At 69.3% G+C, this 22946-nt stretch carries 27 protein-coding genes; 9 read left to right on the top strand and 18 right to left on the bottom strand.

Features of this window, described 5'->3' with window-relative positions:
* Positions 1-110: 110 nt before the first annotated feature.
* Together CFB82_RS07005 and gloB are read right to left on the bottom strand one after the other, a co-directional pair.
* The gene (locus tag CFB82_RS07005) at positions 111-1670 is read right to left on the bottom strand and encodes a transglycosylase SLT domain-containing protein (protein WP_089483718.1); all 1560 of its coding nucleotides are present in this window, start codon (positions 1668-1670) and stop codon (positions 111-113) included.
* A 151-nt stretch (positions 1671-1821) separates the two neighbouring features.
* A complete protein-coding gene (gloB, locus tag CFB82_RS07000) occupies positions 1822-2628 on the bottom strand; it encodes a hydroxyacylglutathione hydrolase (protein WP_089483717.1) in 807 nt (268 codons plus the stop codon).
* Positions 2629-2646: 18 nt separating this feature from the next.
* Here gloB and CFB82_RS06995 point away from each other — a divergent pair, with 18 nt between their 5' ends.
* The 3 genes from CFB82_RS06995 to dnaQ are packed head-to-tail and all read left to right on the top strand — an operon-like array spanning position 2647 to position 4672.
* Positions 2647-3459, top strand: coding sequence for a class I SAM-dependent methyltransferase (locus CFB82_RS06995; RefSeq protein ID WP_069247641.1), 813 nt, complete (start codon positions 2647-2649; stop codon positions 3457-3459).
* Positions 3456-3899 carry a ribonuclease HI gene (gene rnhA / locus CFB82_RS06990; RefSeq protein WP_039347704.1) on the top strand — a complete coding sequence of 148 codons (444 nt, stop codon included), beginning with the start codon at positions 3456-3458 and terminating at the stop codon, positions 3897-3899. The genes CFB82_RS06995 and rnhA overlap by 4 nt, the downstream gene beginning before the upstream one ends.
* 38 nt (positions 3900-3937) lie before the next feature.
* Entirely contained in the window at positions 3938-4672 is a 735-nt protein-coding gene (gene dnaQ / locus CFB82_RS06985) for a DNA polymerase III subunit epsilon (protein ID WP_089483716.1), read from the top strand.
* A 34-nt stretch (positions 4673-4706) separates the two neighbouring features.
* Here dnaQ and CFB82_RS06980 read toward each other — a convergent pair whose 3' ends face one another.
* Positions 4707-5039: a YnfA family protein gene (locus CFB82_RS06980; protein ID WP_089483715.1), complete on the bottom strand. Its 333-nt coding sequence runs from the start codon at positions 5037-5039 to the stop codon at positions 4707-4709.
* A 539-nt stretch (positions 5040-5578) separates the two neighbouring features.
* Here CFB82_RS06980 and proP point away from each other — a divergent pair.
* Complete coding sequence (gene proP / locus CFB82_RS06970; protein WP_089483737.1) at positions 5579-7066, top strand: glycine betaine/L-proline transporter ProP; 1488 nt, start codon at positions 5579-5581, stop codon at positions 7064-7066.
* Positions 7067-7175: 109 nt separating this feature from the next.
* Here proP and CFB82_RS06965 read toward each other — a convergent pair whose 3' ends face one another.
* Positions 7176-7370 (bottom strand): hypothetical protein, encoded by a 195-nt coding sequence (locus tag CFB82_RS06965; protein ID WP_069249260.1) that lies wholly within the window; start codon positions 7368-7370, stop codon positions 7176-7178.
* A gap of 474 nt (positions 7371-7844) precedes the next feature.
* Positions 7845-8474 (bottom strand): glutathione S-transferase family protein, encoded by a 630-nt coding sequence (locus CFB82_RS06960; RefSeq protein WP_089483714.1) that lies wholly within the window; start codon positions 8472-8474, stop codon positions 7845-7847.
* 273 nt (positions 8475-8747) lie between these two features.
* Here CFB82_RS06960 and CFB82_RS06955 point away from each other — a divergent pair, with 273 nt between their 5' ends.
* Entirely contained in the window at positions 8748-9965 is a 1218-nt protein-coding gene (locus tag CFB82_RS06955; protein ID WP_089483713.1) for a polyhydroxyalkanoate depolymerase, read from the top strand.
* A 7-nt stretch (positions 9966-9972) separates the two neighbouring features.
* Here the strand turns inward: CFB82_RS06955 and CFB82_RS06950 are convergent, their stop codons facing one another.
* The 11 genes from CFB82_RS06950 to madL form a co-directional block, all read right to left on the bottom strand.
* On the bottom strand, positions 9973-10617 hold the full coding sequence (locus CFB82_RS06950; protein WP_089483736.1) for a phosphoribosyltransferase: 645 nt from the start codon (positions 10615-10617) through the stop codon (positions 9973-9975).
* 123 nt (positions 10618-10740) lie between these two features.
* Positions 10741-11262, bottom strand: coding sequence for a phospholipase D-like domain-containing protein (locus tag CFB82_RS06945; RefSeq protein ID WP_069247634.1), 522 nt, complete (start codon positions 11260-11262; stop codon positions 10741-10743).
* Positions 11263-11379: 117 nt separating this feature from the next.
* Complete coding sequence (locus tag CFB82_RS06940) at positions 11380-12312, bottom strand: acyltransferase domain-containing protein (protein WP_089483712.1); 933 nt, start codon at positions 12310-12312, stop codon at positions 11380-11382.
* Positions 12309-13175, bottom strand: coding sequence for a triphosphoribosyl-dephospho-CoA synthase MdcB (gene mdcB / locus CFB82_RS06935; RefSeq protein WP_089483711.1), 867 nt, complete (start codon positions 13173-13175; stop codon positions 12309-12311). Before mdcB ends, CFB82_RS06940 begins: the two co-directional genes overlap by 4 nt.
* Entirely contained in the window at positions 13172-13840 is a 669-nt protein-coding gene (gene mdcG, locus CFB82_RS06930; RefSeq protein WP_089483735.1) for a malonate decarboxylase holo-[acyl-carrier-protein] synthase, read from the bottom strand. Before mdcG ends, mdcB begins: the two co-directional genes overlap by 4 nt.
* The gene (gene mdcE, locus CFB82_RS06925) at positions 13827-14534 is read right to left on the bottom strand and encodes a biotin-independent malonate decarboxylase subunit gamma (protein WP_089483710.1); all 708 of its coding nucleotides are present in this window, start codon (positions 14532-14534) and stop codon (positions 13827-13829) included. Before mdcE ends, mdcG begins: the two co-directional genes overlap by 14 nt.
* Positions 14521-15459, bottom strand: a complete 939-nt coding sequence (locus tag CFB82_RS06920; protein WP_089483709.1) for a biotin-independent malonate decarboxylase subunit beta — start codon at positions 15457-15459, stop codon at positions 14521-14523. Before CFB82_RS06920 ends, mdcE begins: the two co-directional genes overlap by 14 nt.
* Positions 15456-15773 carry a malonate decarboxylase acyl carrier protein gene (gene mdcC / locus CFB82_RS06915; protein WP_069247629.1) on the bottom strand — a complete coding sequence of 106 codons (318 nt, stop codon included), beginning with the start codon at positions 15771-15773 and terminating at the stop codon, positions 15456-15458. The genes CFB82_RS06920 and mdcC overlap by 4 nt, the downstream gene beginning before the upstream one ends.
* Positions 15774-15783: 10 nt before the next feature.
* Complete coding sequence (gene mdcA, locus CFB82_RS06910) at positions 15784-17430, bottom strand: malonate decarboxylase subunit alpha (RefSeq protein WP_089445317.1); 1647 nt, start codon at positions 17428-17430, stop codon at positions 15784-15786.
* Positions 17431-17564: 134 nt separating this feature from the next.
* Entirely contained in the window at positions 17565-18332 is a 768-nt protein-coding gene (gene madM / locus CFB82_RS06905; protein ID WP_027808885.1) for a malonate transporter subunit MadM, read from the bottom strand.
* Between the two features lie 11 nt (positions 18333-18343).
* A complete protein-coding gene (gene madL, locus CFB82_RS06900) occupies positions 18344-18739 on the bottom strand; it encodes a malonate transporter subunit MadL (RefSeq protein ID WP_006485307.1) in 396 nt (131 codons plus the stop codon).
* Between the two features lie 329 nt (positions 18740-19068).
* Between madL and CFB82_RS06895 the strand changes: the two genes are divergently transcribed.
* Both CFB82_RS06895 and CFB82_RS06890 read left to right on the top strand, forming a co-directional pair.
* A complete protein-coding gene (locus tag CFB82_RS06895) occupies positions 19069-19917 on the top strand; it encodes a LysR substrate-binding domain-containing protein (RefSeq protein WP_069247627.1) in 849 nt (282 codons plus the stop codon).
* A 166-nt stretch (positions 19918-20083) separates the two neighbouring features.
* Positions 20084-20368: a DUF4148 domain-containing protein gene (locus CFB82_RS06890; RefSeq protein ID WP_089483708.1), complete on the top strand. Its 285-nt coding sequence runs from the start codon at positions 20084-20086 to the stop codon at positions 20366-20368.
* 34 nt (positions 20369-20402) lie between these two features.
* Here CFB82_RS06890 and CFB82_RS06885 read toward each other — a convergent pair whose 3' ends face one another.
* Positions 20403-21320 carry a 3-hydroxyacyl-CoA dehydrogenase NAD-binding domain-containing protein gene (locus CFB82_RS06885; protein WP_089483707.1) on the bottom strand — a complete coding sequence of 306 codons (918 nt, stop codon included), beginning with the start codon at positions 21318-21320 and terminating at the stop codon, positions 20403-20405.
* Between the two features lie 247 nt (positions 21321-21567).
* On the opposite strand from CFB82_RS06885, the gene CFB82_RS06880 reads away from it, so the two are divergent.
* Both CFB82_RS06880 and CFB82_RS06875 read left to right on the top strand, forming a co-directional pair.
* Positions 21568-22008 (top strand): Hsp20/alpha crystallin family protein, encoded by a 441-nt coding sequence (locus CFB82_RS06880; RefSeq protein WP_069247624.1) that lies wholly within the window; start codon positions 21568-21570, stop codon positions 22006-22008.
* A 16-nt stretch (positions 22009-22024) separates the two neighbouring features.
* Positions 22025-22435 (top strand): Hsp20/alpha crystallin family protein, encoded by a 411-nt coding sequence (locus CFB82_RS06875; protein ID WP_089483706.1) that lies wholly within the window; start codon positions 22025-22027, stop codon positions 22433-22435.
* Between the two features lie 86 nt (positions 22436-22521).
* Here the strand turns inward: CFB82_RS06875 and CFB82_RS06870 are convergent, their stop codons facing one another.
* Positions 22522-22857 (bottom strand): TFIIB-type zinc ribbon-containing protein, encoded by a 336-nt coding sequence (locus CFB82_RS06870; protein ID WP_089483705.1) that lies wholly within the window; start codon positions 22855-22857, stop codon positions 22522-22524.
* Between the last annotated feature and the right edge of the window lie 89 nt (positions 22858-22946).

The following is a 22946-nucleotide window of genomic DNA, read 5'->3' as shown; positions in this document are numbered from 1 at the left end:
GCGCACAAACAAAAACGCCGTCACCTCGGTGACGGCGTTTCCTTGCATTTCGTCGGATGATACCGCAACCGCGCGAACCGGGCCGGCCGCACGATGCGCTCGCGACTGCGTTACTTCTTCTTGCCCTTGTGCGCTGCGGCCTTGGCCGGTGCCGCCTTCGCCGATTTGGCCGCCGGCTTCGCCGCGCCGCGCTTCGCGCCGTGCGACTTGCCGCCCACCGCCAGGCTCGCGCGCTCGATGTGCGCCCCGCCGGCCGACGTCGCGATCCGCTCCGGACCGGGTTCCGCCGGCACCGAACGGCCGACCGGCACGTGCAGCACGAGCGCCTGGCCCGGCATCACGAGATCGCGGTGCGTACGGTTCCACGCCTTGAGCTGGCCGACCGACACGCCGTAGCGGCCGGCGATCGCCGCCATCGACTGCTTGCGGCGCACGCGGATCAGCATCTTGCGCGTGTCGGGTACGTCGGGTTCCATCGCGAGCGCGCCGTTTTCGGCGACGTCGGCGCTGATGTCCTCGTCGTCGTCATCGCCGCGCGGCACGACGATCGTCGAGCCCGGCTTCAGGCGCATGCCGGCCGGAATCTTGTTGATCGACATCAGCGTATCGGCGTCCACGCCGATCTTCTCGGCGATCGCGGCCGGCCGCGCCCGTTCGCTGACCGTATAGGTGGTCCACGACGACAGCTGGCCGTTGTACGCCTTCAGGTTCTTCTCGAAGGCCGACGCGTTGTCGAACGGCAGCAGGATCTGCGGCTCGGTCGCGCCGAGGATCACCGGCTTCGAGAACGACGGGTTCAGCGAGCGGAATTCGTCGAGCGACAGGTTCGCGAGCTTCGCGGCCACCGCCACGTCGATGTCGCGCGACGTCGTGACCGTCACGAAATACGGGTGGTTCGGGATGTCCGGCAGCGCGAGGCCGTACTGCTGCGGATTCGCGATGATGTTCTTCACCGCCTGCAGCTTCGGCACGTAGTTGCGCGTCTCGTTCGGCATCCGCAGGTTCAGGTAGTCGGTCGGCAGGCCGGCCGCCTGGTTGCGCGCGATCGCGCGCTGCACGTTGCCCTCGCCCCAGTTGTACGCGGCCAGCGCGAGATACCAGTCGCCGAACATGTCATGCAGGCGCGACAGGTAGTCGAGCGCGGCGCTCGTCGACGCGAGCACGTCGCGGCGCTCGTCCTGCCACATGTTGCGCTTCAGGTTGTACGTGCGGCCCGTGCCGGGCATGAACTGCCACATGCCGGCCGCCTTCGCGACCGACAGCGCCTGCGGGTTGTACGCAGATTCGATGAACGGCAGCAGCGCGAGCTCGGTCGGCATGTGACGCGCCTCGAGTTCCTCGACGATGTGGTACAGGTACTTCTGCGAACGCTCGGTCATGCGCTGCACGTAGTCCGGGCGCTGCGTGTACCACGTGGTCTGCATGTCGACGAGGTCGGTCTGCAGGTCCGGCATCTGGAAACCGCGGCGGATGCGACCCCAGAGATCGGAGTCTGCACTGGTCAGGTCGCCGACGGATTGCTTGTCGACGTCGACAGTTTCTTTGGCGGTGGCTGATTTACGGAGGTAGGTGGACGTCGCCTGCGAATCGGCGGCGTTGTTGGCGACAGGGGCCTGGCTCGCACAAGCGGCGAGCAGCAGAACCACCATCGCACTCAATATAAGTCGCATGAAAATCTCTGCTTCCGACGGCTGGAAATTGCAGGCGATACTACGGAAGTGCGTGCTTCACGTCAATAAAAACACCGAAAACTCAGCGAAATCCTACATTTGGAGCAATTTTTACAGACACTGCTTGAGCTTTGGAGTCCTCCGGAAATCATCATCGGAACCGGTTTTTCCACTCGCGCATCAGCGTGAACGCCGTCAGACGATCCGGCACCGTTTTGTGCAGTTCGGCCTCGAGCGTCGCGCGGATCGCATCGCTGTCCGCACGCATGAACGGGTTAACGGCGCGTTCATGCGCGATCGTAGTGGGCAGTGTCGGCACGCCGCGCGCGCGCAGCGCCTGTGCGTCGTCGCGCCACGTGGCGAGCGCCGCATTGCCGGGTTCGCACGCGAGCGCGAAGCGGATGTTGGACAGCGTGTATTCGTGTGCGCAATGCACGTGGGTGTCGCCCGGCAACGCCGCGAGCGCGTCGAGCGACGCGAGCATCTGCGCGGGCGTGCCTTCGAACAGGCGCCCGCAACCGCACGAGAACAGCGTGTCGCCGCAGAACACGTGCGGCGCCGCGTTGCCCGGCCCGGCCGCCTGGAAATAGGCGATGTGGCCGCACGTATGGCCCGGCACGTCGAGCACGTCGAACGTGGCGGCCGGCGCGTCGAGCGTCACGCGCGCGCCGCCCGAAAGCGGCCGCGTGACCACGCCGATCGCCTCGGCCGCGGGGCCGTAAACGACGAGCGGAACATCGTCCGGTTGGCTAGCTCGCAGGGCCGCGACACCGCCGACGTGGTCGGCGTGATGGTGCGTGAGTAAAATAGCGGTCAACCGCCAGCCTCGTTCGGCAAGAACCCGGCGCACCGGCGCGGCTTCACCCGGGTCGACGGCGACCGCATCGCGGCCGTCCGAGACGAGCCAGATATAGTTGTCATCGAATGCCGGAACCGGCACGTATTCCAGCTCGTTCATGGGCGCCCAATCATCGTTATGTCCGATCGTCAAATTATAGACTGGCCCGCCTGGACCGACTCACCACCCGGCCGCTACGTGCTGGGCTGGGAGCAGGCGCAGCTCGACCGGATCGTATCCGACGTCTTCGGGTTCCACGCGCTGCAGCTCGGCCTGCCGCAGCTCGACGCGCTGCGCGAGAACCGCATGCCGTATCGCGGCCTCGTGCTCGATCCGGCGAGCGGCGCGAGCGCGCCGTACCAGTATCCGTGGGCGCGCGAAGCGCATGCGCCCGAGCACGCGCCCGACGGCCGCAGCACGACCTGGTGCGACCTGCTCGACCTGCCGTTCGAGTCGCAGAGCGTCGACCTGATCGTGATGCCGCACACGCTCGAATTCACGTCCGATCCGCACCGGCTGCTGCGCGAAGCCGAGCGCGTGCTGATGCCGGAAGGCCAGCTCGTGATCACCGGCTTCAATTCGCTCAGCCTGTGGGGCATGCGGCAATCGTTCGGGCGCATGGCGAACCGCCCGTTCGTGCCGGCCACGCGCGACCAGATCGCGTTCATCCGGCTCAAGGACTGGATCAAGCTGCTCGGCTTCGACCTCGAACGCGGCCGCTTCGGCTGCTACCGGCCGCCGCTCGCCACCGACCAGTGGCTGGCCCGCTACGGCTTCATGGAAGCCGCCGGCGACCGCTGGTGGCCGATCTTCGGCGCCGTCTACATGGTGACGGCCGTCAAGCGCGTGCGCGGCATGCGCCTCGTCGGCCAGATCCGGATGAAGAAGCCCGTGCTCGCACCGGGCCTGACGCCGGCGGCCTCCCCGACCACCCATCAAGAACATTCATGACTACCGATACCATCGACATCTATACCGACGGCGCCTGCAAGGGCAACCCCGGCCCCGGCGGCTGGGGCGCACTGATGCGCTACGGCGACAAGGAGAAGGAGCTGTTCGGCGGCGAGCCCAACACGACCAACAACCGCATGGAGCTGATGGGCGTGATCGCCGCGCTCGAAGCGCTGAAGCGGCCGTGCCAGGTAATCGTGCATACCGACTCGCAATACGTGCAGAAAGGCATCAGCGAGTGGATCCACGGCTGGAAGAAGAAAGGCTGGGTCACCGCGGCAAAGACGCCCGTGAAGAACGCCGACCTGTGGAAGCGGCTCGACGCGCTCGTCGCGCAGCACGAGGTCGAGTGGCGCTGGGTCAAGGGCCACGCGGGCCATCCCGAAAACGAGCGCGCGGACGCGCTCGCGAATCGCGGCGTCGAATCGCTCACGGCCTGAACGCGGGCCGCTCCCCTGTTTCCTTTGTTTTTCCCGACATGCGCCAGATCATTCTCGATACCGAAACCACCGGCCTGAACGCCCGCACGGGCGACCGCCTCATCGAAATCGGCTGCGTCGAGCTGCTGAACCGGCGGCTCACCGGCAACAACCTGCACTTCTACGTGAACCCCGAACGCGACAGCGATCCGGGTGCACTGGCGGTGCACGGCCTCACGACCGAATTCCTGAGCGACAAGCCGAAATTCGCGGAAGTCGCCCACCAGATCCTCGACTTCGTGAAGGACGCCGAGCTGATCATCCACAACGCGCCGTTCGACCTTGGCTTCCTCGACGCGGAATTCGCGCGGCTCGGCCTGCCGCCGTTCACCGAGCATTGCGGCGGCGTGATCGACACGCTGGTGCAGGCCAAGCAGATGTTCCCGGGCAAGCGCAACTCGCTCGACGCGCTGTGCGACCGCTTCGGCATCAGCAACGCGCACCGTACGCTGCACGGCGCACTGCTCGACTCGGAGCTGCTCGCCGAGGTGTATCTGGCCATGACGCGCGGCCAGGACAGCCTCGTGATCGACATGCTCGACGACGCGGGCGCCGACGGCGGTGCAGCCAACGGCCAGCGTGTGTCGCTCGCCGCGCTCGACCTGGCCGTGGTGGCCGCGAGCGACGACGAACTCGCCGCGCACCAGGCGCAGCTCGACGAGCTCGACAAATCGGTCAAGGGCACCTGCGTGTGGCGCACGTCCGCCGACGCAGGCGCCGCCGAAGCGGCTTGAAGCAGGCGGCCGGCGGCTCGCGCCGCGGCCGCGCTCACGCGCGCGGCTGCAGTGCGATGACCGCCATTCCGCCGAGCGCAAGCATCGCGCCGGCCACGTCCCAGCGGGTCAGCGCAACGCCATCGACCACCCGCAGCCAGACCAGCGCCACCGCGATATACACGCCGCCGTACGCGGCATAAGTGCGCCCCGCCGCACTCGGGTGCAGCGTCAGCAGCCATGCGAACAGCGCGAGCGACAGCGCGGCCGGCACCAGCAACCACACCGGCCGGCCGTCCTTCAGCACGAGCCACGGCAGGTAACAGCCGACGATTTCGGCCAGCGCGGTAGCGGCAAACAGCGCCGCGATCCTCATCAGTTCGGTCATCCGGTTCCTCGTGAATTCGGCCCCCGCCACCAGGAGCCGCACGGCCCCGCCGTGCGCCGCCGATCATACCCGAGCCGCCCCCGCCGGACGCCCCGCCAGCCGGGCGTTTCCCGGCAATTTGCACGATCATCCGTCATCGTGCTATCATGTCGCCTGTTTCAACATTCAATCTCTGTCTATTCGATTTCGAGAGAAGTCCGTCCGCGCGTTGCGGGCCGGCGCTTCGACCGAAATTGCACACACAGGAAAGCCCGCCCGACAGGCCCGCTTTTCTCGTTTCGTTGCCCCTCCGGGGCGCTTGCCGGAACGCTGGACACCGTCCGCACCGGCAGCTGCCGCCTGCATCACGCGGCCCATTCTTCATGAGCGCACTGTCGCGACGGCCCATCGGGCCCGCGTCGAAGCAGCCCCTTACGGCCCTTTACCGCCCATTGTGCAGTAAGTGCTTAAAGGTCTGCCCCGACGCGCCGCACCCGACACCGCGCTCGCCGGCAAACCGTGTCGGACGGCTCGCCCGTTCGGCGCAGTCAAAGGAGTGCATGACCTTGACCGCAACACACGTCAGCCCGACCGCTGCCTCTTCCACCGCTTCGTCGTCCGGCGAAGCCCCGCTCGTCGCGGACGACATCACCGTCGTCGACCAGAGCCTCCTCAAGCGCGCCGTCAGCGCCATGGCCATCGGCAACGCGATGGAATGGTTCGACTTCGGCGTGTACAGCTACATCGCCGTCACGCTCGGCAAGGTGTTCTTCCCGTCCAGCAGCCCGTCCGCGCAGCTGCTCGCGACCTTCGGCACGTTCGCGGCCGCGTTCCTCGTGCGCCCGCTCGGCGGCATGGTGTTCGGCCCGCTCGGCGACCGTATCGGCCGCCAGCGCGTGCTCGCCGCCACGATGATCATGATGGCCGTCGGCACCTTCGCGATCGGCCTGATCCCCAGCTACGCGTCGATCGGCATCATGGCGCCCGTGCTGCTGCTCGTCGCCCGCCTCGTGCAGGGCTTCTCGACCGGCGGCGAATACGGCGGCGCGGCCACCTTCATCGCCGAATTCTCGACCGACAAGCGCCGCGGCTTCATGGGCAGCTTCCTCGAGTTCGGCACGCTGATCGGTTACGTGATGGGCGCGGGCGTCGTCGCGCTGCTCACCGCGTCGCTGTCGCAGGAAGCGCTGCTGTCGTGGGGCTGGCGCGTGCCGTTCCTGATCGCCGGCCCGCTCGGCCTGATCGGTCTCTACATCCGGATGAGGCTCGAGGAAACGCCCGCGTTCAAGCGCCAGGCCGAAGAGCGCGAAGCGCAGGACAAGGCCGTGCCGAAGGCGCGCTTCCGCGAAACGCTGATGCGCAACTGGCGCGCCCTGCTGCTGTGCGTCGGCCTCGTGCTGATCTTCAACGTGACCGACTACATGGTGCTGTCGTACCTGCCGAGCTTCATGTCGTCGACGCTGCACTTCGACGAATCGCACAGCCTCGTGCTCGTGCTGATCGTGATGGTCCTGATGATGCCGCTGACGCTCGCCGCCGGCCGCCTGTCGGACAAGATCGGCCGCAAGCCCGTGATGCTCGCCGGCTGCGTCGGCCTGCTCGCGCTGTCGATCCCGTCGATGATGCTGATCCACGCAGGCACCACGGCGTCGGTGTTCGGCGGCCTGCTGATCCTCGGCGTGCTGCTGTCGTGCTTTACCGGCGTGATGCCGTCGGCGCTGCCGGCGCTGTTCCCGACCGAGATCCGCTACGGCGCGCTCGCGATCGGCTTCAACGTGTCGGTGTCGCTGTTCGGCGGCACGACGCCCCTCGTGACCGCCTGGCTGGTCGACGTCACGCACAACCTGATGATGCCCGCGTACTACATGATGGGCGCCGCCGTGATCGGCATCGTGTCGGTCGTCGCGCTCGCCGAAACCGCGCGCCAGCCGCTCAAGGGCTCGCCGCCGGCCGTCGCGTCGCGCCGCGAAGCCCACCAGCTCGTGGGCCAGATGCGCGAGGACGACGAGTCGGATATCTACAGTGTCGCGTCGCCGGCACGCGCCTGAGCGTCACCCATGAAAAAGCCCCGGCCGAAGCCGGGGCTCGATCGAACCCGATCCGCCCGACCGGCTTGCGCCGGCCGGGCTTTTTTTCATCCATTCGACGCCAGCGCGCTCATGCCTGCGCTTCGCAGTGGCGGCAGAAAATCAGCGCTCGCGAGCGCGACACGGCGGCCTGCGCACCGCGCGCCGCGACGATCAGCCCGACCTGACCGAGATTGAAATCGCGCTCGACCATCAGCTGCGTCAGCGCGGCAAGCGGCAACACGAGGGACGGGTGGTACAGGCTCGATTCGATCAGGGCTTTCATCTGCGGCTCCATCAGGCAAGGCGTCATTCGATGGAGTGGATTCTAGGGACCGGCCGCGTCCGGATAAACAGCGCGAATGCGAAGTCACTTGTCAGCCGCCGAGAACAATCGACAACGGCATGCCCGACAAGGCTGAGCGGGCGACGGGCAGCGGCGCGGGGCTCCGCCGCACGTCGCCGCGACGCCTAGGGCCTGTTCACGCTAATAACGGGCTTGCGAACGCGCCTTGCCGGTCGTAGTGCAAGGAGTGAGGAGCGCCGTTTGGCCGAGCCAAACAAGCGACGATCGACGCCGCAATACGGCCGGCAAGGCGCGTTCCCCTGTTCGGGAAAGTTCATTCGTGGGGCTGGCCACCAGAAGGGCCGATCGCCGCGTCATGCTCCTCGCGAATACGTCGAGTATTCGCTTCGTCGCAATCCTTGCGCTCGGCCCTTCTGGTGGCCAGCGCAAGCCCGTTATTAGCGTGAACAGGCCCTAGACGAGCGGTGTTTCGACGAACGCCGGCAGCGCTTCCGCCCGCGCCGAATGCGCGGCCAGTGCCGGATAACGGGCCGGATCGATCCGCGCGAGCACCGGGTAGTCGGCGGCCATGAACTGCGTGAAGCGCCATGCGACCGCGACCGTCACGTCGGACTGCAGCAGGCGCGCGCCGCCGAACCAGCCGTTCGCGGCCGCGACGAGCGGCTCCAGTGCGCCGTATGCGCCCTCGATCTGGCTCAGCACGCGCTCGAGCCACGGCGCATGCTGCTTGTCGGCCGGACGCAGCGCCTGCTCGTAGACGACCTGCACGGTCTTCTCGGCGGCCGCCAGCGCGAAGCCGACCGGCACGAGCGCGCGCAGCCGTGCATCGGCGGTATCGGGCAGCAAGCGCCGCTCGGGCGCGACCCGATGATCGAGATAGTCGACGATCAATGACGAATCGAGCAGCGTCGCGCCGTCGTCGGTCACGAGCGTCGGCGCCTTGACGACCGGGTTGGTTGCCCTGAACTGCTCGAAATGACGGAACACCGAGATCGACTCGTGTTCGAACGGGAGGTCGAGCAGCTTCGCCGAAACGGCGACCCGACGCACGAACGGGGAATCCAGCATGCCGATCAGCTTCATCGCGAACGCTCCGCTTGAGGGGAATGGGAACGACGACTGTAGCAGCGTCGTCTGGCTTCGCCTAGCGCCCGCCGCCGCCGGCACCGGACCCGCGCCGGCGCCGGCGCCGGCGCCACGAATGCGTTTGCCGACATAGCGGAACGTGCGCGGCCGGCCTTCGCGCCCGTGCGCCCGTGCGCCTGATGCACATCAACCGGCCGCGCACGGGGCTCACGTTGTCCGGCCACAGTGACCATAATGCAAGTTCACGCCCCTTCCGCCCCAAGGTTCGTCATGTGGTATGCCCTCGTCGAGCAGCAGCGGGAATGGATGCGCGCCTGGCGCGCCGCGACGCGGCACGCGTTCGACGCGTGGCCCGCGGCCACGCTGCCGCATGCCGCGTCATCGTGCTACGACGACCTGATCGAGCCGCTGCTCGGGCCGCCGGACGCCCCCCCGCACTTCGACATCGGCTGGCCGGCGCTCGGCGAGCGCGTCGTCGCGCGCACGCCGTTCTGCGACCTGCGGCACTTCACGCGCGCCGACGCGCGGCGCACGGTGCTGCTGTGCGCGCCGCTCGCCGGGCACGCGGCCGTGATGATGCGGGAAACCGTCGAGACGCTGCTCGCGGACGGCGATGTCTGCATCACCGACTGGCGCAATGCGCGCGACGTGCCGCTCGCGTCAGGCCGCTTCGGGCTCGACGAGTACGTCGCGACACTCGACGGCTTCGTCGACGGGCTCGCGCACGACGACCGGCCGCTGCATGTCGTCGCCGTGTGCCAGGCGACCGTGCCGGCGCTCGGCGCGCTCGCGCTGCGGGCGGCCCGCGGTCTCCCCTCGCCCGCGAGCATCACGCTGATCGGCGGCCCGCTCGACGCGCGCCGGAATCCGAGTGCGCTCGGCACAGCCGCTGCCGCGCATTCGCTCGGCTGGTGCCGCCGCCACCTGATCGACGTCGTGCCGCCCGGCTTCGCGGGACACGGCCGCCACGTGTTTCCCACCTATCTGCAACAGGGCGAGATCGCGCTCGTGTACCCGCAGCGCTTCCTGTCGCTGATCGAAGCGTACGCGCTGGCCGCGTCGCGCTTCGACATGACCGGGCTCGCCGGCGCGCGGCGCGCGCTGCTCGAATACACGGCGCTGCTCGACATGCCGGCCGAGTATTTCCTCGATACGGTCGACATCGTGTTCCAGCGCATGAGCCTTGCGCTCGGCACGTGGGACGTGGGCGGCCAGCGCGTCGAGCCGGCGGCCTTGCGCGGCATCGTCCTGCTGACCGTCGAAGGTGCATGCGACAAGGTCACGGGCGCCGGCCAGACGCACGCGGCGCTTGACCTGTGCAGCGGCCTCGCCGACGACGAGCGCTTCCGCATCGACATCGACGACTGCGATCACTACGGGCTGTTTACGGGGGCGCGCTGGCACGGGGATGTGCATCCGATGCTGCAGCGCGTGTTCGCGTGGGCCGAATCCCGCCGCCCTCGCCCGCGCCGCATCAGGCGGACGTGACGCCGAATCAGCGCCGCGCCGCGTCGAGCAATGCGCGCACCTCGTCGTCACTCGTCTGCTCGAAGCGCGCGTAGAACTGGCTGATCCCGAAGAACGGCAGCGGCAGCGTCACCGCGACGAATGCGTCGGCCAGATCGTCGAACACATGCCGTGTACCCGCCGGCGCGACCGGGGCAGCCGCGATGATCCGCGCCGGGTGACGCTCGCGTAGCGCCTGCAGCGCGACGCGCATCGACGCGCCGGTCGCGACGCCGTCGTCGACGACAATCGCGATGCGCCCTTCGACCGGCAGCGGCGGCGCGGCACCGCGATACAGCGCTTCGCGCCGATGCAGTTCGGCGGTCTCGCGCGCGACCACGTCGGCGAGTTGTTCGTCGGATACGTTCATCGAGCGGAGCACCGAACGCTGCAGATGAATCGCGCCGCCCGTCGCGATCGCGCCCATCGCGAGCTCGGGATCGTACGGCACGCCGAGCTTGCGCACGACCAGCACGTCGAGCGGTGCATGCAGCGCACACGCGACCGGATACGCGACGGGCACACCGCCGCGCGGCAACGCGAGCACGACGACATCGCCACGCCCTGCGTAATCACCCAATGCGCCGGCCAGCTGGCAGCCGGCATCGGTGCGATCGGCAAAACACTCGAACACGATCGGCTCCCTGCCGTTGCGCCGGATGCGCGAAACCCGCGCGGCGCCTGTCAACGAGCATGGTTCATCGGCCGCGCCGATGCAAGCAGGGTCACACCGGCACGCGCGGCGCCGAGGGAAAGGTCAGAGGCCGCCGGCCTGCCGGTACAGCCGCCAGAACGACTGTGCATAGGATTGCGCGAGCTCGGGCGCACGCTGGAACACGTTCACCGTTTCCGCATGCGCGGCCGCGCCTTCGGACAGCGTGGTCAGCGCGACGCTGTCGTCGACGATCACGAAGCGCGGCGCAGGATCGCCGTGCCGCGAATCGATCGCCACGTCGATACCGGAGGATTTCAGATAGCCCGCGCCGCTGTACCTGCCCGCGCGCGGCGAACGCACGAGCACGACACGCACCTCGACCCCGCGCGCGCGGGCGGCGCGCAGCGCGCTCGCGACCGCCGGCGGCACGTGCGTGTAACCGGCCAGCAGCACACGGCGCTGCGCCTGCCCGATCAGGTCGACGGTCGCGTCGGCCGCCGCATTGTCATACGAAAAGTATGTGCCGACCGATGCGGCATCGGACGGAATCTGGGCGGCGTGGGCGCTCGCCGCGCAGCAAAGCGCGGCGAGAAGGAAGGCGGCTGGTCTCATGGCGGGCGCCATTTTAGCGACGCCATTTCGCGTGGCAAGCACCACCTGCGATGCTGCTGCGCCGGCGCAACACACAGCGCAAAACCGGTGCCCGATGCGCGGGTTACAGCCCGTTTTTCATGCGGTCGATCAGCCCGCCGCGACGCGTGAGAGCCAGCTCGCCACGCCGTCGACGGAACGGAAATCCGCGAGGCTGCGCGCCGGCAGCGCCGGATAGGCGCCGCCCGCCATCTCGGCCAGCGCGCGGCCGGGACCGAGCTCGAGGAACGCGGTCGCACCGGCCTCCACGCAGGCGGCCAGACAGGCCGCCCACTCGACCGGCTCCGCGATCTGCCGCGCAAGCTTGTCGAGGCCGGCGTCGACGTCGAGCACCGATGCGCCATCGATCCCCGAAAACAGCCGCGCGCCGGGCAGCGGCCGCCGCACCGGCGTCGCGGCGAGCGACGCGCGAAACACTGGCACGGCCGCGGCGAGCCGGCGCGTGTGCGACGCGATCCGCACGCAGACGGGTGCGACGCGCAGCGCGCCGTCGCGCGCCGCGTCGTCGGCCACCGCATCGACATCGGCCTGCCGCCCGGCGACCACGAACGCGTCGCCGGGATTCGCGATCGCGATCGCCGCGTCGCGACCGTCGCACAACCGCGCGAGTTGCGCGCGCGTCAGGCCGCGTACGAACACCATCCGCTCGTCGCCGCCGCTCGCGGCATCCATCGCGCGCGCACGCGCATCGGCCAGGTCGAGCGCGGCGTCCGGCTCGATCATTCCCGCGACGCTCCACGACGCGACTTCGCCGACGCTGTAGCCGGCGACGCAGCGCCGGCGCGGCCACACCGCGTCGAGCAGCACGGCGGCGGCGAGCGCCTGGACCGTGCAGAGAATCTGCGCGGCACGGTTTTCGCGCAGCGCGTCCGGCCCGGCCTGCCGGACCCATGCGCGCGGATCGTCGCCGAGGAGCCGGCCGGCATGCGCGAACAGCGCGTCGGCCTGCGGCGCGGCGCCGGTCAGGTCGAACATGTCGGCGCGCTGCGCGCCCTGTCCCGAACAGAGGATGGCCAGCGTCATCGCGCGCCCTCGTCAACGTCGAACGCATCGACGAAGACGCTCATCGCGAGCAGGTCGGCCGCGCCGCCAGGGCTCAGCCGCCGTGCCACGAACGCACGATGCGCGGCGGCCGCGCGCAGCCGCCAGTCGCGCGCACGCACACCGCCACGTGCCACGAACGCGCGTGCGGTCGCCCGCGCGAAGTCGAGGCCGGCCTGCCCGCCCCGGTGCAGCAGGTTCGTATCGTCGAGCGCGGCGATCAGCGAGAAGCATGCATCGACGCGCGCGGCTTCCGGGTCGCCCGGCAGGTCACGCTGCGCGCGACGCAACGCGGGCAGTCCGACCGCATAGACGGTCGTGAAACCGTCGGCCGCCTCGCGACGTGCGCCGCCGACGCCGTAGCGGCGGCTCGCGCGTTCGCCGTGGCTGTCGGGCAAGCGCGGGCCGCCGAGGATATCGGCACCCCAGCGGCGCGAAACGAACGCACCGAGCGTCATTCCGACCGGCACGGCCCCCGGCATCGCACGGCGGCCCGCGGCCGCACACAGCAGCCCGAGCCCGAAGATTGCGCCGCGATGCGTGTTGACGCCGCCGGTCGCGGCGAGCATCGCGTGCTCGGCACGCAGGCCGATCTTGCGCAGCACAGCCATGTCCGCATCGCGTGCGCCCGCGTCGGCCAACTCGGCGAAATACGGCCGCAGCACGGCGGCGCTGCGGGCGAACGTCGCGGCATCCATGTCGGTGTGACTGCCGGTGTCGACATGACTGACGAGCCCCGGCTTCGGAAAGGTCGCGATTTCGAGCACGAGGCTGCGCTCGGCCAGTTCGGCGATGCGCTCGGCTTCGGACGGCGCCGGTACGCGGCAGGCAGCCCATGCACTCATCGCGCACCTCCGATGAATGCGTCGGCCGGCATCAGTTCGACGGTGATCGCGGTCTTGACCGCGACTTCAGGCTGCCGCGTATGCAGTTCGCGCCAGTTGACGCCCGCGCCGTCGTCGCGCAGCAGTTCGCCGTCGATGCGCATCGGCGCGCGCGCGTCGATCGCCGCGAGGCCGTCGAGCAGCGGCGCGAGCGACGCCGGGTCCGGCAGCGGGAACACGATGTCGAGATCGGACGACGCCCCCAGATAGGGTTCGCCCGTCAGCGCCTGCCATGCAAGGCTGCCGAACACGCGGCCCTGCACGCCGTAACGCGCACCGAGCGCATCGAGTTCGCGCAACGCCGTGCGCCACGCTTCGGGCGCGGCGGCGAGCACGTCGGACAACGCCGGCAGCGGGCCGACCGCCGCGAGCGCGTCGGTAGCCGCGCTCAGCGCGATGCGCCGCTTGCCCGCGGAAGGCGGCAGCGGCAGGCCGAGCGGCACGCGGCCGGCATCGGCCTCGTCGGGCGACGCGCGGCGCACGATCAGCGGCCAGCCGCGTTCGGCCCACGCCTGCACGAGCGGATCGGCCGCGAGCGCGGGATCGCGCGCGAATGCCGCGCCCCACCCCGCCGCCGTCAGCGTGACGAGCGTGTGGCGGCGCAGCGGCAGCTCAGCGTGCGGCACGCGCGAGTGCCTCGACGCGCTGGGCGACATCGGCGGCAACCGGCCGGCCGCGCGCGGCACGCGGGTCGGCGCGGTCGGCCGGCTTGCCGAGCCATTCACCGACCTGCGCGTCGAGCGCGCGGGCCGGATCGAGCACGGCGTCGACGGCGCCCATCTTCACGAGATTGTCGAGCCCCGGCGCGAACACCGGCGTCGAGCGCGACATCTCCTTCAGCACGTCGATCGGCAGCTTGGTCACGCGCGACATCGACGGCAGGTCCATCACCTCCGGCTCGGCGCCCGGCACCGCGAGCAGCGTGCGCGTCGCGAGCGCGGTCGCGATGAACGCGCCGGCGGCCGTGTGGCCATACAACACGCCGATCGTCCGGTGCCCGGCGAGATCCGCGTGCATCAGGCACTTCGCGAGATGCGACAGCCCTTCGTTCAGGCCCAGCAGCTCGTCGCGCTTGCTCATCCGCTGGCTGTCGCTGTCGACCAGCACGAGGATCGGCGTGTCGCCGCCGCGCTCGATCGTGTCGAGCACGCGCGCCGCGAGCGTCAGCGCCTCGTCGATGCCGAACGGCAAACGGTCGGCGACGCCGATCACGTCGACGCGCGTGCCGGCCAGTTCCGCGTGGCCGGTCAGCAGGCCGCCGTGACGGGCGATCGAATGGCCTTGCGGGAACAGTGAATCCAGGACTTCATCGAGCGTCATGCGAGCTCTCCTGCAGTTGGTCCGCGAGCGCGGCGAAGGCATCGTCCGGCATCCCCGGAATCGCTTCCGGTGCGCTTGCACCGAGCGTGCGCCACACGTCGAGCGCATCCTTGCACGCGCCGAACCGTTCGACGCGCGCTTCGAGGCGGGCCTGCTCCGCGCGCAGCATCGCCGCATCGAACTTCGGCGCACGGCCGATCAGCTCGAGCGCCGCCGCGCGGAACGCTTCGGGCGTGTCGGCCACGTAGCGATCCGCGCCGCCGATCAGCCGCCGGTGTTTGCCGCCCATCGTGCGCCAGATCAGCGCGCGGTCCTTCGCATCGAATTCCTCGACGCCGCGATTGGTCTCGATCACTTCGGGGCCCGACACGCTGATGCGGCCCTGTTCCGATACCGCGAGCGCCGAGCAGCACGCGGCGAGCAACCCACCGCCGCCATAGCAGCCCGCGCGCCCGCCGATCAGCCCGATCACCGGCACGCCGGCCGTGCGCGCTTCGACGAGCGCGCGCATGATCTCGGCGATCGCGAGTTCGCCCGCGTTCGCTTCCTGCAGCCGCACGCCGCCCGTATCGAACAGGATCAGCACCGGCTTGCCGGTTTCGCGCGCAGCCCGCAGCAGCCCGGTGAGCTTCGCGCCGTGCACTTCGCCGAACGCGCCGCCCATGAAGCGGCCTTCCTGCGCGGCGACGAACACCGGCTGGCCGTCGAGCCGGCCGTGGCCGACCACCATCCCGTCGTCGAACTGCTGCGGCAGGTCGAACAGCGGCAGGTGCGGGCTCGTCACGCGCTCGGCCGGGCCGAGGAATTCGCTGAAACTGCCCGCGTCCAGCAGCCCGTCGATGCGCTGCCGCGCCGATGCTTCGTACCAGCTCGCGGCATTCGCGACGAACGCGGGGGCGTCGTGATCGTGCTTCACGTCGTTCATGCTGCCTCTCCCTCGATCGCCCGCACCGCCTGCGCGAGCCGCAGCGACACCATGTCGGGCCGCGCGCCGCCGTCGTTGATCGACAGCTTCAGGCCGCCCGGTGTGCGCCGCTCGACGAAATCCGTGACGACGGCCTGCCACACCGCGCCGAACCCGACCGCCGCCGTGCGGATGTCGATCTCGCATTCGTTGCCCGGCAGCACGCGCTCGACGAGCACTTCGAGATTGCCGGATGCCACCACGCCGACGAGCGCCGCGGCCTGCTCGCCCTTCGCGCGTTCGCGCGCGGTGAAGCGATAGTTCAACTGTTCCATGCCCTTGTCCTTACCAGTTGCGGAACCGGGCCGGCGGCGCATACAGGCCGCCCGACCAGTGCACGAGATCCTTGATCGAACGCGCGGCGAGCCAGCGGCGATCGGCGTCGAGCGGATCGATACCGAGATCCTCCGGGCGACGGATCACGCCGCGCTCGCGCAGCCGCTCGACCATCTTCCGGTCGCGGCCGCGGCCGACTTCCGTATAGCCGGCGACGCCGCGGATCGCGTGCTCGCGTTCGTCCTTGTCGCGGCACATCAGCAGGTTCGCGATCCCTTCCTCGGTGACGATGTGCGTGACGTCGTCGCCGTAGACCATGATCGGCGCGAGGTCGAGCTGCAGCTTGTCGGCGAGCTTCAGCGCGTCGAGCTTCTCGACGAACATCGGCACGTTCTTGTCGCCGAACGTCTCGCCGATCTGCACGACGAGCTTGCGGCCGCGCCTGAGCGCCGCCGGCGTGTCGGGATCGGCTTCCGCGCCGGCCTTCAGCCACGGCTCGCTCGGATGGCGCCGGCCGCGCGCGTCGCTGCCCATGTTCGGCGCGCCGCCGAAACCGGCGATGCGCTCGGCCGTGACCGTCGACGAATGGCCGGACAGGTCGATCTGCAGCGTCGAGCCGATGAACATGTCGCACGCATACAGGCCGGCGGTCTGGCAGAACGCGCGGTTCGAGCGCAGCGACCCGTCGGGGCCCGTGAACCAGATGTCGGAGCGCGCGCGGATGTAGTCGTCCATCCCGACTTCCGAGCCGAAGCAGTGGATCTGCTCGACCCAGCCCGACTCGATCGCGGGAATCAGCGTCGGATGCGGATTGAGCGCCCAGTGCGAGCACACCTTGCCCTTCAGCCCGAGCTTCTCGCCGTAGGTCGGCAGCAGCAGCTCGATCGCGGCCGTGTTGAAGCCGATCCCGTGGTTCAGGCGCTTGATGCCGTATGGCGCGTAGATGCCCTTGATCGCGAGCATCGCGGTGAGGATCTGCGTTTCGGTGATCGCCGCCGGATCGCGCGTGAACAGCGGCTCGACGTAGAACGGCCGGCCGGCCTCGACGACGAAATGCACGCGGTCGCCCGGGATGTCGACGCGCGGCACCTTGTCGACGATGCGGTCGACCTGCGCGATCACGATGCCGTCCTTGAACGCGGTGGCCTCGACGACGGTCGGCGTATCTTCGGTGTTCGGGCCGGTGTACAGGTTGCCGTCGCGATCCGCGCTGACCGCGGCGATCAGCGCGACCTGCGGCGTGAGGTCGATGAAGTAGCGTGCGAACAACTCGAGATAGGTGTGCACCGCGCCGAGCGCGATCTTGCCGCCGAACAGCAGCTTCGCGATCCGCTGCGACTGCGGGCCAGAGTAGGCGAAGTCGAGACGCTTCGCGATGCCGCGCTCGAACACGTCGAGATGCTCGGGCAGCACGACGCCCGATTGCACCATGTGCAGGTCGTGCACCTTCGCACTGTCGACGTCGGCGAGCGCCGTCGCGAGCAGGTCGGCCTGCTTCTGGTTGTCGCCTTCGAGGCAGACGCGGTCGCCGGGCCGCAGCACCGCTTCGAGCAACGCCACGGTGTCGCGCGCATCGACCCGCTTGCCCTGCGCGTAAGCCGCGCCGGCCGCGAGGCGTGCATCGCGCGCCTGCCGCGCGTGATTCCATCCCGTCATGAACAGTTCTCCCGCTTCGATGGTTCAGCGGCATTCTAAGCCTGGCGCCGCCGCCGATTGATGATGTTGACGAATGCGACTCAGAGGACGCGGCGATGGATGCGGCCCGCTCTCGAGCCGCCCATCGGTCGGGCCTATGCGCCGACCAGCGCGCGCGTCGTGAAGAACAGCAGCGACGGCCCGAGCAGGCAGCCGACGCCCGTGTGGAACGTCGCGACGAGCGCGCCGTACGGGACGAGCCGGCGGTCGGTCGCGGCGAGCCCCGCGCTCACGCCGCTGACGGTGCCGGCCAGGCCGCCGAAGATCATCGCGGAGCGCGGGGTCTTCAGGCCCATGAAGTTGGCCGCGACCGGCGTGCCGACCATCACGATGATCGCCTTGACGAGGCCCGTCGCGATGCTGAGCGCGATCACGTCGGAACTCGCGCCGATCGCCGCGCCCGTGACGGGACCGACGATGTAGGTGACGGCGCCCGCGCCGATCGTCGTCATGCTGACCGCGTCGGTATAGCCGAATGCGCGCGCGACGCACGCGCCGACGATGAACGGCAGCACGGTGCCGAGCAGCAGCGACACGACGCCGACGAGCCCGGCCTTGCGCGCCTCGGTCGGCTGCACTTCGAACGCGGTCGCGACGATCGCGAAATCGCGCAGCATCGCGCCGCCCATCAGGCCGATGCCGGCGAACAGCTTGACGTCGGCCAGCCCCTTCTCGCCACCGGTGAATGCGCCGCCGACATAGGCGAGCACGAGGCCGATCACGATCGCGATCGCGGAGCCGTGCACGCGGCCGAACGTGAGCTTGCGCGACGCGATCGACGACAGCCACATGATCAGGCCGACCAGCGCGAACGACGCGACGAGCCCGTTGTGGGCGACGGTTTTTTCGAGCATCTGCAGCATGGCGGCCTCCTTCACTGTTCTTCGAATTGCGGCACGCCCGCGAAGGCCGTGTCGTCGCGCCCCGTGCGCGCGAGTACCGCGATGCAGCATGCGCAGATCGCGACCGCGCCGACGGCGGCCAGCAGCGCGACCGGCCCGCCCTTGAGCGCGGCGACGACGTTCTGGTTCGCGGCCATCGCGACGACGACCGGGATGTACATCGCGCCCCAGAAACCGACGCCGGCCTCGGTCTCCTTCGGCAGCCAGCCGCGCCGGTGCAGCCAGAGCCGCAGGCAGATCAGCAGCAGCATCGCGATGCCGACGCCGCCGACGTTCGTCTTCACGCCGATCGCGCTGCCGAGCAGGTCGCCGAGGAACAGTCCGGCCAGGTGGCAGAACGCCAGCAGCGCGGTTCCGTAGATGATCATGAGTCATCTCCAGTCTCTTCGTGACGGGCGCCTGACGCGTGCGGGAGCCAGGCCCGCACGCCGATCCCGGGCGGACTGTCTGTCTCCTGCGGCGGGGCGCCGCGGCCCGGCGGCTCGTCGTGCGAGCGCGTTCTCGGGGTCGATGGGATGATGCGGTTTCGGGCCGGACGCCGGATGGCTTAGACTGACCGATGCCATCGGCGGCACGACACGGGCTACGCGTCCGGTGCCCCTCGTTCGCGGAGGCCGCACTGGCGCGTGATCCGATACTAGCGCCGCCAAATGCGGCCATTTATGAAGTTGTCGAAACCGATTCAGTGGATTTAGCAATGCGCCCGTTACCGCCCGAGCTGCTGCGCAGCTTCGTCGCCGTCGCCCAGTCCGGCAGCTTCACCGCCGCATCCGAGCGCGTGAGCCTGTCGCAGTCGACCGTCAGCCAGCATATCCGCCGCCTCGAGGAGCTGCTCGACCGGCCGCTGTTCGAACGCGACACGCGCAACGTGCACCTGTCGCAGCACGGCGACGCGCTGTTCCGCTACGCGGTGCGCATCCTCGAACTGATGGACGAGGCCGTCACGTCGGTGTGCGGGCCGCCGCTGTCGGGCAAGGTGCGGCTCGCGATGTCGGAGGATTTCGCGTCGGCGCACCTGACGGCCGCGCTCGCGAGCTTCGTGCAGCGCAATCCGGAAGTCGAGCTCGCGATCTCGACCGGGCTGTCGGGCGACCTGTTCGACGCGCTCGACGAGGGGCGGCACGATCTCGTGTTCGCGAAGCGCATCGCCGGCAGCCGGCGCGGCCGCGTGATCCGCAGCGAGCCGCTGTACTGGTGCACGGGCCCCGATTCGCGGATCACCGGCCACGAGGCCGTGCTGCCGCTCGCGATGCATCCGGAGCCGAGCGTGTCGCGCCGCCGCGTGCTCGAATCGCTCGAGGCCGTCGGGCGGCCGTACCGGATCGCGGTCGTGAGCAGCAGCGTCGCGGTGTTGCGCGCCGCCGCGAGCGCGGGGCTCGGCGTCAGCGCGTTCGCCGGCTACGTGATCCCGGCCGGGCTCGCACGGCTCGAGGCCGGGCTGCCCGAACTCGGCGAACTCGAATACGTGATCGACCGGCCAGCGGCCGCGTCGCGTTCGACGCTCGCACTCGAAGCGACGCTGATCACGGCGGCGTCGGAGTTGTAACCGCATCGGGAGCGACCGACGCAGGTGCGGCCGCGCCCGCACCTGACAGCTTTGCCCGGAACGCGTCATCGTCCACGCAGCACCCGCTCGCGACAATGGGACCCATCGGAACGCACCGCGCATCGCCGCGCGCGTCCGGTACCCGTCCCCTTGATCGGAGCACGCCATGAACAACGTCCTGCGATTCGCCGTCGCGACCGCTGCAGCCACCTTGCTCTCCCCCGCCTTTGCCCAGACCGACGCTTCGGCCCCGGCACAACAGGGCCTGACACGCGCGGAAGTCATCGACCAGCTCAAGCAGGCCTATCTCGACGGCGAACTGCCGACCAACGACGGCAACTACCCGCCGGACGCCGCGACACGTTCGCGCAACCGCGAACTCGTGCAGGCCGTGAGCCCGGCGTGGCTGGCGCAGACGCCGCAGGCACCGCAAACCGCCGCGCAGCAGTAGCCGGCCGCGGCCCGTACGCGACGTCGCGGCGCGATCACGGCAGGAAGCTACGGCGCCGCGCGTCGATCAGCTCGACGAGCAGGCGGTCGCGTTCGGCCGCGAGCTCCTGCATCGAGCGCTCGCCCTGGATCGCGCGCAATTCGTCGTTCAGCTTGCGATCGACGTCCGGATCGAACGAAGGCGTGCCGAGATCGTCCCACCAGCTCGTGATCGGCCCCGACAGGTGTTCGAGAAAGTGCGCGATCCCGCCCGCGCCGCCGCCGAGGTGATAGGTCAGGCACTGCCCCATCAGCCCCCAGCGCAGGCCGGGCCCCCATGCGACGGCCTTGTCCGCATCGGCCACGCTCACGACGCCTTCGCCGACGAGGTGATACACCTCGCGGAACAGCGCGGCCGCGAGCCGGTTCGCGACGTGGCCGGTCATTTCCTTGTTGAGGACGATCGTCTGCTTGCCGAGCGCATCGTAGAAATCCTTCACGCGCGCGATCACGTCCTGGCTGGTGGCATCGCCGCCGACCAGCTCGACGAGCGGAATCAGGTGCGGCGGATTGAACGGATGCGCGATCAGGCAACGCTCCGGATGCTTGTCGCACGCGGTCTGGATGTCCGACATCTTCAGGCCCGACGAACTCGACGCGATCGGCACGTGCGCGGGCAGCACGTCGTCCATCTGCCGGTATAACGCGCGCTTCAGGTCGAGCCGCTCCGGGCCGTTCTCCTGCACGAAGTCGACGCCGTCGAGCGCACGCACGAGATCGGCGTCGAACGACAGCCGCGCGGAAAGTTCGGCGGCCCGGTCGCCGAGAAACGCAGCCAGCGCGTCGCGTAACCGCATGTCGGCTTGCGGCGCCGGATCGGTCGCGACGACGTCGAAGCCCTGCGTCAGATAGAAAGCGGCCCAGCTCGCGCCGATCACGCCGGCGCCGACGATCGCGATGCGTCGAATGTCCATGATTGTCCCGTGTCGTTGGTCTGCAAACAGATCGCGGCGATTGTCGCATCGAATCGCGCGGGCCTGCATTGACGCAGATTGCAGATTCCCTCTTGAAATGCGCTTCGGCTGCCACTAATTACGCGTCGTCGGGCAGTGCAACATGCAGCGCACTGCTCCCGTTTCGATCCAGTGGAGCATCCACGACGCGCCCGCCGCAGGCGTCGCGCCGTCACGTCTCCCGCGTTCCCTGTTCAGGAGGACCAACATGAGCGGTATCCATTTCGGCAGCGACCTGTTCGACGAATTCGCCCGCGTGCAGCGGCAAGTGGCCAACCTGCTCGGCGATCGTCCGGCCGGCATCCGCGCGGTACGGCCCGGCGCCTTTCCCGCGCTCAACGTCGGCGCCACCGACGGTGCCATCGAGATCGTTGCGTTCGCGCCCGGCATGGCCGCAGCCGACTTCGACGTCTCGATCGACAAGGACCTGCTGACGATCAGCGGCGAGCGCAAGCCTGCGCCGCGCGGCGAAGGCGACGATCTGCGCACCTATGCACAGGAACGCTTCCACGGCGCATTCCGCCGTGTCGTCGAGCTGCCGCGGGACGCGGATCCCGACCAGGTCAGCGCCCGCTACGAAAACGGCTGCCTGCTGATTCGCGTCGGCCGGCGCGAGGCATCGAAGCCGCGTGCGATCACCATTCAATAATACTCAGGATACCGACATGAATGCGAACCCGACCCTGGCCGAGCGTCAGACGAACACCGTCCACCCCGCTGCCGCCGAAGCGGCCCGCCGGCCCGCGATCACGCCGGCCGTCGACATCGTCGAGAATCATCTCGGCGTCACGCTGCGGGCCGACCTGCCCGGCGTGCCGCGCGAGAACCTCGACGTGAAGGTGCACGACAACACGCTGACGATCGAAGCCGACACGCATCTCGACATACCGGCCGACCTGCGCGTGCGGCACGCCGAAATCCGCGCGACGCGCTATGCGCGCAGCTTCGTGCTGAGCCCCGATCTCGACACGTCGAGGATCGATGCGAACCTGCGCGACGGCGTGCTGACGCTGACGATTCCGCGCCGCGAGGAAACGCGTCCGCGCCGCATCGACGTGACGGCCGGCAACGCATAAGCCCCACGCGGGCGGTCATCCCGCACGCATGAAAAAGCCCCGCCGGGTACGCGCCCGGCGGGGCTTTATTACGACGTGCAGCGCAATCAGTCGAAGTCGAACAGGTCGAACACCGATTTCTTGCGACGCTGGCCGTCGTGCTTGTAGCGATCGTCGTGCGAGCGGTCATCGTGTCTGTCACGGTCGTCGTAAGAGCGAGCATCTCGCCCCCACCCGCCGTCATGGCCGCGCGGCGCTTGCGCATCGTGCCGCACGGGCACCGCGTCGCGACGCACCGGCGCGTCGCCGGTTTCGCGTGCGATCAGCTTGTCGAGTTCGCCGCGGTCGAGCCACACGCCGCGGCAGGTCGGACAGTAGTCGATCTCGATCGACTGGCGCTCGGCCATCAGCAGGTCGGGCGTCTTGCAGACTGGGCATTTCATCACGCTTCTCCTTTCCGTGCGAATTTCGTCTGGATTCCCTATGAGGCGCGTGACGCCGGCCACCGCAGCGGCAGCCGTGTCACGCGCGC

The organism is Burkholderia sp. HI2714, assembly GCF_002223085.1.
Classification (GTDB): domain Bacteria; phylum Pseudomonadota; class Gammaproteobacteria; order Burkholderiales; family Burkholderiaceae; genus Burkholderia; species Burkholderia lata_D.
Note: the sequence above shows the minus strand (reverse complement) of the source record. Positions and strands in the feature narration are given on the sequence as shown.